Origin of the sequence: Geminicoccus flavidas (assembly GCF_009806515.1) — a bacterium.
GTDB lineage: Bacteria > Pseudomonadota > Alphaproteobacteria > Geminicoccales > Geminicoccaceae > Geminicoccus > Geminicoccus flavidus.
This window is the reverse complement of record NZ_WUJP01000574.1, coordinates 1-7,963: the sequence shown is the minus strand read 5'-3', so window position 1 is coordinate 7,963 and position 7,963 is coordinate 1. Positions and strand designations below refer to the sequence as shown.

The following is a 7,963-nucleotide window of genomic DNA, read 5'->3' as shown; positions in this document are numbered from 1 at the left end:
CTTTGCCTGGTCCTGCTTCTCCTGGCCCTGGCAGTGGCGGGCCCCTGGATCACGCCCTACGACCCCGCCGAGGCGGACCTGGAGCGGCGGCTGCTCCCGCCCTCGCTCGCCCACTGGCTCGGCACCGACCATCTGGGCCGCGACCTGTTCTCCCGGATCCTGGCCGGCACCCGTGCCTCGTTGGGCTCGGTGGTGCTCATCCTCGTGGGCGTGCTCACCGTCGCGATCACGGTGGGATCAATCGCGGGCTATGCCGGGGGCGTCGTCGACGCGGTGCTGATGCGGATCTGCGACGCCTTCATGACCGTGCCCACCTTGGTGCTGGCGCTGTTCATGATCGGCGTGCTCGGCACCGGCCTTGCCAACGTCATTATCGCGGTGATCCTGTCGCACTGGGCCTGGTATGCGCGGCTGGTGCGCGGGCTGACCCTGTCGCTGAAGAATCGCGATTACGTGGCCGCGGCGGTGATCGCGGGCGGGTCGCGCTTTGCGATCCTGCGCCGTCACATCCTGCCGGGCGTGCTGGGCCAGCTGGCGGTGCTGGCCAGCCTCGATCTTGGCCACTGGATGCTGCACGTCTCCGGCCTGTCCTTCCTGGGGCTGGGCGTGGCGCCGCCCATGCCGGAATGGGGCATCATGATCAATGATGCCCGGCCGTTCGTCTGGACCTCGCCCATGCTGATCATCCTGCCGGGTGCGGCGATCTTCGTCGCGGTGATGGCGTTCAACCTGCTGGGCGACGCGTTGCGCGACCGGCTCGACCCGGTGCTGGCGGAGCGAGTCCATTGACCGGGCGGCTCGATCTGGTGGGGCTGCGCCTGGAGGCCTCCGGCCGCGTGCTGGTGGATGACGTGGCGCTCGCCCTCCAGCCAGGGAAGGTGCTGGCTCTGGTGGGAGCGAGCGGCAGCGGCAAGAGCCTGACCACGCTGGCGCTGCTGGGCCTCCTGCCGCCGGGGGTGCGCCGGACGGGCGGGCGGATCATGCTGGATGGCGAGGAACAGGACACGCCCGGCCTCGCTGCGCTGCGCGGGCGGACAATCGGGCTGGTGCAGCAGAGCCCGCGCAGCTCATTCAATCCGGTCGTCACGATCGAGCTTCACTTCCGCGAGACCCTAGCGCTGGCTGGGCTGCGGCGGAGAGCGGCACGGACGCGCGCCCTGGAGCTACTGGCCGAGGTCGGGTTCGAGCGCCCGGCCGAGATCGTCGGGCGCTACCCGTTCCAGCTGAGCGGCGGGATGCTGCAGCGGGTGATGATCGCCCTGGCGCTGGCCTTGAATCCCCGCTTCCTTCTGGCCGACGAGCCCACCACCGACCTCGATTCCGTGCTGCAGGCGCAGGTGCTGGACCTGCTCGACCGGCTGCGGGCAAGGCGCGGCCTGGGCATCCTGCTGGTGACCCATGACCTGTCGGTGGTGGCGCGCCTGGCCGACCATGTCGCGGTGATGGCAAACGGGCGGGTCGTGGAGCAGGCCGCGGTCGGCGAACTGTTCCAGAAGCCGCGCCAGCTCGTGACCCGCGCCTTGCTAGAGGCGCATCTGGCGCTCTGCCAGAACGAGCCGACCGGGCTCGCGGCATGAGCCTGATCGAGCTGTGCCAGGTCGCCAAGGCCTACCGGGGCGGCGGGCGGTTCGGGCGCTGGACGCCGGTCCGGGTCCTGGAGGATGCAGATCTACGGATCGAGCCCGGCGAATGCGTGGCGCTGGTGGGTGCCTCGGGCTCGGGCAAGAGCACGCTCGGGCGGATCCTGCTGGGGCTGGAGCGGCCCGACCGGGGCGAGGTGCGGTTCGACGGAGCGCCGCTGCACGACCGGCGGGGCCGCATCCGGCCGGACGTGCGCCGGTCGGTCCAGGCCGTGTTCCAGGACCCGTTCGGCGCCACCAATCCGCGCTTTTCCGCCTTCGAGGTGGTGGCCGAGCCGCTGCGTCATGTGGGGCACCGCGATGGGCTGCGGGAGCGAGTGGCGGGGCTGGCCCGCGCGGTCGGGCTCGATCCAACGGAGCTGGACCGGCCCGCGCATCGCTTCAGCGGCGGCCAGCTCCAGCGCCTGTGCATCGCCCGGGCCCTGGCGCTCTCGCCACGCCTGGTCCTGCTGGATGAGGCGGTCAGCAGCCAGGACCTCCTGACCCAGGCGCAGATCCTCCTTCTCCTCCAGCGGCTGCGCCGGGACACCGGGGTCGCCTACCTGTTCGTCACCCACGACCTGCGCTTGGTCCGGGGCTTTGCCGACCGGCTCTATGTGATGGCGGACCGCCGGCCGGTCGAAGCGGACCCGCAGACAGCCGAGGTTCCGCCGGCCCTGGCGCGGCTGCAGGCGGCGGTCCTGCCGGCCTGGCCTGCCGCCGGCCGGCTCTAGCCTTCCTTCCGGCTGAGCCTGGCCAGCAGGATCACCGGGATCAGGCCGAACAGCACGATCAGCAGGGCGGCGATGGCGCCGTCCTCGTAGGTGCCGCGCGCGGCCTCGCCGTAAAGATGCGTCGCCAGGGTCTCGAACGCGAGCGGGCGAAGCAGGAGGGTGGCCGGCAGCTCCTTCATGCAGTCCACGAACACCAGGAGTGCTGCGGTGAGCAGGGCCGGGCGAACCAGCGGCAGGTGGATGGCGCGGATCGTGCCGGCCCGGGTGCGGCCGAGCAGCCGGGCGGCCTGGTCGTAGGAAGGCGGGATGCGCGCCAAGCCTGCCTCGATGCCGCCTGCTGAGATCGCCATGAACCGTGCGGCATACGCATAGATCAAGGCCGCCACCGAGCCGGACAGGAACATGCCACTCACCAGGCCCAGACGGTTCAGAGCCCCGTCCAGCGCCGCCATCGGCCAGAGCAGGCCAATCGCCAGCACGGTGCCGGGCACGGCATAGCCGAGGCTGGCGACGCGTAGGATCTGCAGGCCCAGCTGCGACTGGCGCGCGGCGAACGCCACCACCAGCCCAGCCAGGATGATCACCAGCGTGGCCGTGCCCGCGAGCAGCATGGTGTTGAGCGTTTCCTCCACGAGGCGCGGCGAGAAGCCCGCAAAGCTCAGCCGCTTCCAGGCCTCGTTGGCGAGATGGAGGGCCGGCGCCACGAAGCCCAGCAGGACCGGGACCAGGCAGAGCAGCACGGCGAGCAGGGCCATGGACCCCTTCAGGCGTATCGGCTGGAGGCGCCGGGCGCGGCTGGCCTCGGCGGCGTAGCGCTGGCGGGTCCGCGCAGTGCGCTCCAGCACGATCAGCGCCACCACCACGACCAGCATGGCGATCGCGATCTGGGCGGCACCCGGCAGGCTCGTCCGGTTGATCCAGGTGGCATAGATCGAGACGGTGAGGGTCTGCACCCCCAGGAACTCGGATGCGCCGATGTCGTTGATCGCCTCCATCAGCGCGAGGCTAGTGCCGACCGCGATCGCCGGCCGGGCCATCGGCAGCACCACCCGGAAGAACACCTTGAGGGGCCCAGCACCCAGCATCCGCGCGGCATCCACCACGCTGGCCGCCTGCATCAGGAACATCGCCCGGGCGAACAGGTAGACATAGGGGTAGAGCACGATGCCCAGCACGAAGATGCAGCCGGTGAGCGAGCGCATCTCCAAAAAGCGCAGGTCGCGCGGTGCCAGGCCGAACAGGGCGCGCAGCACGCTCTGCACCGGCCCGATTGGGTGCATCAGGTCCAGATAGGCGAACGCGATGATATAGGTCGGGATCGCCAGCGGCAGGAGCAGCGCCCACTCGAACATGCGGCGCAGCGGGAAGTCGTAGGCAGTGACCAGCCAAGCGCTGCCGGTACCCAGGCTCACCACGATCAGGCTGACGCCCAGCAGCAAGAGCGCGGTCTGGGTCAGCGCGTGCGGCAGCACGTAGGAGATCAGGTGTGGCCACAGATCGCCGGAACTCTGCGTCGCGATCGTGAGCAGGGTCAGGATCGGCAGCACCACCAAAAAGGCGATGGTGGCCGCGGCGATTTGCCAGCCGCGGCCGGCATGGGAGGACGAACGATCGAGCGCCGTCGCGAGGAAAGAGCGCATCAGGCGCCGCGACCATCAGAAATGAGGGAAGGGGTGGTGGCCGCGCCACCACCCGGGCGATTACTCGTCGAAGCCGACCTTGTCGACCAGCTCGGCCGCGGTCTTGCGGTTGGCGGCGATCTCGGTGAGCTGGGTCGCGTCCACCTTGAGCGGCCCCAGCGCCTCGATGATCGGGTCGACCGGTGCGCCCGGCTTCACCGGATACTCGTAGTTGGCGCTGGCATAGATGCCTTGCGCCTCGTCGGACACGAGATATTCCAGCAGCTTGACCGCGTTATCCTTGTTCGGCGCGTGCTTGGCGACCGCGGCACCCGACACATTGACCTGGGTACCGCTGCCATCGGCGAAGGTCGGCAGGATCACCTTGATCGCCTTGGCCCATTCCTCCTGTTCGGGCCCGCCCTTGCCGCTGCGCATCAGGCCCACATAGTAGGAGTTGGCGATGCCGATCTCGCAGATGCCGCCCAGGATGTCGCGTGCCACGTCACGGTCGCCGCCGGCCGCCGGGCGGGCGAGGTTGTTTTTCACGCCCTGCAACCAGGCCTCGGTCTTCTCCACCCCATCCTTGGCGATCATCGTCGAGATGAGCGCGATGTTGTAGGGGTGCTTGCCCGAGCGGATGCAGACCTTGCCGTCCCACTTGGGATCGGCCAGCTCCTCATAGGTGAAGCTGGTGAGGTCGTTCAGCTCCTTGTCGGCATAAAGCACCCGGGCGCGCAGGGAGAGGGCGAACCAGTTGCCGTCCGCATCACGCAGATTGGCGGGGATGGCGCTTTCCAGCACCTCCGACTTGACCGGCTGGGTCACGCCGGCCTCGACCAGGTCCACCAGGTTGCCGAAGTCCACGGTCATCAGCACGTCGGCGGGCGAGTTCTCGCCCTCGCTGGCGACGCGCTCGGCCAGCCCGTCCTTGAGCGCGACAGTCTTGACCTGGATGCCGCTTTCCTTCGTGAAGGCATCGAGGAGCGGCTGGATCAGGCCCGGTTCGCGGGTCGTGTAGATATTGACCTCGTCGGCGAAAGCTCCCTGAGCCACTAGCATGATGCTACTGGTCAGCAGCATGCCGGGCGCCCAGCGGCGCAGTGAGTTCCCAACGGTCATGTCGATGCCCCTCCTTCCTCGGTCACCTCGGCCGGCGACGCGGTAGGTCAAACGACATTCGTGGGGCGGACGCAAGCAGATGTCGATGTCTTAGAATTAGTCTAATTCAGGGATCGGGATGCTGCGTCCCTGGTGTCAGTTGGCCGAATTCTGTGCAGGACTTGATTGGCGATCCTCACCTCACGCCGTGCTTCTTGGCGGTTGCGGCAGGATGCGGGGCCGACGAGGCCATTCCTTCTCAGGCCGACGCGTACTCTCTTGCCGACGCCGGCACCGGCTCGCCCGTTCCTGGTGCCGTGCCCACGGGCAGGTGGCGCCGGCCACCGGCGACCGGGACCAGGCGGGCCGGCCCCATCGGCATCTGGGTGGAGGCCGCGGCGAACAGGTGGAACAGCCCCAGCGCTGCCACTGCCAGACGCTCCGGCGCCGGAGCGCCGCGCAGCGCCGTCGCCGAGGCCAGCAGCAACTGCATTCCTCCGGCCGCGTCCATGTTGAGGTGGACAGGCATCGGGATCTTCCGCGCAGCACCCAGCTCATAGTCGGTGAACAGGCTGTAGCCGAGCGCCATCATGCCATTCGTCGCCAGCACCTGCTGCGTCCGCGGGCTGCAGCCGAGCGCGCGGGGCAGAGTGAGGCACAGGAGCGCGGTGGCGTAGTCGAGCATGCCATGCAGCCTGGTCGAGATCGGCTTGGGCGCTGCGAGCGGGTCCTGCGTGTCCACCAAGCGCGGCACCACGACCCCGTCCATCGCGGCCGCAGCACCCGAGGCGAACGCTTCCTGAAGGAAGGCGTGCATGAGCCGGGCCGTCACCCGGGCGGCCGTGTACTGGACGTTGTGCGCAGCGCCCTCGATGACCACCAGCCTGCCGTCCGGCAAGAGCCGCGTGAACTCTTCCGCCCAGGCCTGCGACAGCGTCTGGTCGTGCTCGCCCCGGATCACCAGGGCCGGCGCCTGCACGGCCGGCAGCCGCTGCTCGATCGGGTCGCGGACGGTGCGGCGCAGCTGCTGGACCATCCGCGGGATGCCGCAAGACGCATAATCGGTCTGAAGGATCGGGTTCAGCGACGGGGCCTCGAACGGCATGTTCATGACGACGCGCGCATACTGGCTGAGCGGTGCCCGATAGGCCGGATCCGGGGGCGGGCCGGCTAGCACGAGCCGCTCGATCCGCTGAGGAAAGCGGACGGCCAGGTCCACTATCACCTGCACACCCAGGGAGTTGCCGAACAGGACCGCCTTGTGGATGTTGCGGGCATCCATCCATGCCAGCAGCTGGTCAGCCTGTGCGCGGACGTCCGGTCCCGCCGGCCATGGTGCATCGACGGGGGCTGGGGAGCTGCCGAAGCCCGGCAGGTCGGGTGCCAGGACTTGGTAGCCGAGCGCAGCCAGACGCCGGCCCAGCGGGACCATGGAACGACTCGACAGGCCGAGACCATGGACCAGGACGACCGGGATTGTCTCGTACGTTGTGTCCCCAGGCCACGCACGGGCATGCATGGCAATGCCCAGAGGAGGTATGTCCGTCCAGACACTCTGCGGTGCGTAGGCTGTCCGGAACATGCTGAGTCTCCCTGGCATGATGCCCTGCGGCGTCCGAGGCCAAACCAGCGGCCGCCGACGCAGTTCCGAACGAAACGCGTTGGGGAGGAGCCCACATGGCATGGACATGACAAGCCTGTCCCACCGCCATCCATTCGGCCGGCTTCCCTTCGGGCTGGGTCAGCGCGGTCCCCGCTGCGTTTCCGCCGTTCGCCGAAGGCGCGGCAGCACGGTCCGCGCCTTGCCGCTCAAGCCGTGGCGCTGACCAGGATCTTCAGCTTGTCCGAGCCGGGCCGGGTCAGCACGTCGAAGCCGCGTCCGACCGCCTCGTCCAGCCCGACTTTGTCCGACAGGATCCGCTCCACCGGCAGCTTGCCCGAGGCGACCAGGCTGATGGTGCGCGGCCAGAGCGTGAGCGGGTAGCACCAGCTCCCCTCCAGCGTGATGTCCTTGGTCACCAGCGCGGAGATGTCGACGGTGCCCGGCTCCACGCTCAGGCCCACCTGCACGATCGTGCCACGCTTGCGCACTGCGCGGATGCAGGTGTCCAGGGCTGCGGCATGGCCGACACATTCGATCGCCACGTCCACGCCCTGGCCGGCCTCGGTCTGCCCCGCGATCCACTGGAGCGACCCCTGGTCCTGGGGGTCCACCACGTCGTCGACCACGCCCAGCTCCTTGATCCGTTCGCGGCGCAAGGGGTTGGTCTCCGAGACGATGATCCGGGTGGCACCCGCAGCACTGGCGGCAAGTGCTGCCAACGCGCCGATCGGCCCGGCCCCGGTGATCAGCACCGAGCTGCCCGCCTGCACCTTGCCCTTGTCGGCCGCATGCACCACCACCGCGGCAGGCTCAATCATCGCACCCTGCTCATCCGTGACCGCGTCCGGGAGCTTCGCCACATTGGCCTCGCGCACGAGCGCCTGCTGACCGAACCCGCCCCACGGCCAGTTCAGCCCGACTAGGCCCAGCCGGCTGCTGAGCTGGCCAAAGCCGCGCCTTGCGTAGAAGTCGTCGGGCGGTGCTACCAGGGGTTGTACCGCCACCCGGTCACCGGCCTTGACGCTGGTGACGCCATCGCCAGTCGCCAGCACCTTGGCGGAGAACTCGTGCCCCAGGATCTGCGGCGCCTTGGCACCGGTGAACGGGTCGGCCGCGGTCGGGATGAAGATCGGACCGGCCATGAACTCGTGCAGGTCGGTCCCGCAGATCCCGCACCAGCGCGGCTCCAGCACCACCTCGCCGGGCCCCGGCTGGTCGGGGGGCGCGATGTCATCGACCCGCAGATCCCTGGCTCCGTGAAAGCGCAGCGCGCGCATGGCGTCGTTC

Annotated in this window: 7 protein-coding genes; 3 read left to right on the top strand and 4 right to left on the bottom strand. The window is 69.2% G+C overall.

The window, feature by feature from the left end:
- Positions 1 to 6 precede the first annotated feature (6 nt).
- The 3 genes from nikC to EQG76_RS16455 are packed head-to-tail and all read left to right on the top strand — an operon-like array spanning position 7 to position 2,353.
- The gene (gene nikC / locus EQG76_RS16465) at positions 7 to 789 is read left to right on the top strand and encodes a nickel ABC transporter permease subunit NikC (protein WP_407925546.1); all 783 of its coding nucleotides are present in this window, start codon (positions 7 to 9) and stop codon (positions 787 to 789) included.
- Positions 786 to 1,577 carry an ATP-binding cassette domain-containing protein gene (locus tag EQG76_RS16460; RefSeq protein ID WP_159715381.1) on the top strand — a complete coding sequence of 264 codons (792 nt, stop codon included), beginning with the start codon at positions 786 to 788 and terminating at the stop codon, positions 1,575 to 1,577. The genes nikC and EQG76_RS16460 overlap by 4 nt, the downstream gene beginning before the upstream one ends.
- On the top strand, positions 1,574 to 2,353 hold the full coding sequence (locus EQG76_RS16455; RefSeq protein ID WP_159715379.1) for an ATP-binding cassette domain-containing protein: 780 nt from the start codon (positions 1,574 to 1,576) through the stop codon (positions 2,351 to 2,353). Before EQG76_RS16460 ends, EQG76_RS16455 begins: the two co-directional genes overlap by 4 nt.
- On the opposite strand, the gene EQG76_RS16450 is transcribed toward EQG76_RS16455, so the two are convergent.
- The 4 genes from EQG76_RS16450 to EQG76_RS16435 all read right to left on the bottom strand — a co-directional run bounded on the left by EQG76_RS16450 (position 2,350) and on the right by EQG76_RS16435 (position 7,953).
- Positions 2,350 to 3,993 carry an ABC transporter permease gene (locus EQG76_RS16450; protein ID WP_159715377.1) on the bottom strand — a complete coding sequence of 548 codons (1,644 nt, stop codon included), beginning with the start codon at positions 3,991 to 3,993 and terminating at the stop codon, positions 2,350 to 2,352. The two genes, EQG76_RS16455 and EQG76_RS16450, sit on opposite strands and share 4 nt — an antisense overlap.
- A gap of 60 nt (positions 3,994 to 4,053) precedes the next feature.
- Positions 4,054 to 5,055, bottom strand: coding sequence for a Fe(3+) ABC transporter substrate-binding protein (locus EQG76_RS16445; protein ID WP_159715387.1), 1,002 nt, complete (start codon positions 5,053 to 5,055; stop codon positions 4,054 to 4,056).
- Positions 5,056 to 5,332: 277 nt separating this feature from the next.
- Positions 5,333 to 6,592, bottom strand: coding sequence for an alpha/beta fold hydrolase (locus EQG76_RS16440; protein WP_255476546.1), 1,260 nt, complete (start codon positions 6,590 to 6,592; stop codon positions 5,333 to 5,335).
- A 290-nt stretch (positions 6,593 to 6,882) separates the two neighbouring features.
- Complete coding sequence (locus EQG76_RS16435) at positions 6,883 to 7,953, bottom strand: zinc-binding dehydrogenase (protein ID WP_159715385.1); 1,071 nt, start codon at positions 7,951 to 7,953, stop codon at positions 6,883 to 6,885.
- Positions 7,954 to 7,963: the final 10 nt, after the last annotated feature.

Excerpts from the sequence above, each read along its gene's own strand:
- EQG76_RS16450 (WP_159715377.1), bottom strand. The coding sequence starts at position 3,993 with ATGCGCTCTTTCCTCGCGACGGCGCTCGATCGTTCGTCCTCCCATGCC.
- EQG76_RS16455 (WP_159715379.1), top strand. The coding sequence starts at position 1,574 with ATGAGCCTGATCGAGCTGTGCCAGGTCGCCAAGGCCTACCGGGGCGGC.
- EQG76_RS16440 (WP_255476546.1), bottom strand. The coding sequence starts at position 6,592 with ATGCATGCCCGTGCGTGGCCTGGGGACACAACGTACGAGACAATCCCG.
- EQG76_RS16435 (WP_159715385.1), bottom strand. The coding sequence starts at position 7,953 with ATGCGCGCGCTGCGCTTTCACGGAGCCAGGGATCTGCGGGTCGATGAC.
- EQG76_RS16445 (WP_159715387.1), bottom strand. The coding sequence starts at position 5,055 with ATGCTGCTGACCAGTAGCATCATGCTAGTGGCTCAGGGAGCTTTCGCC.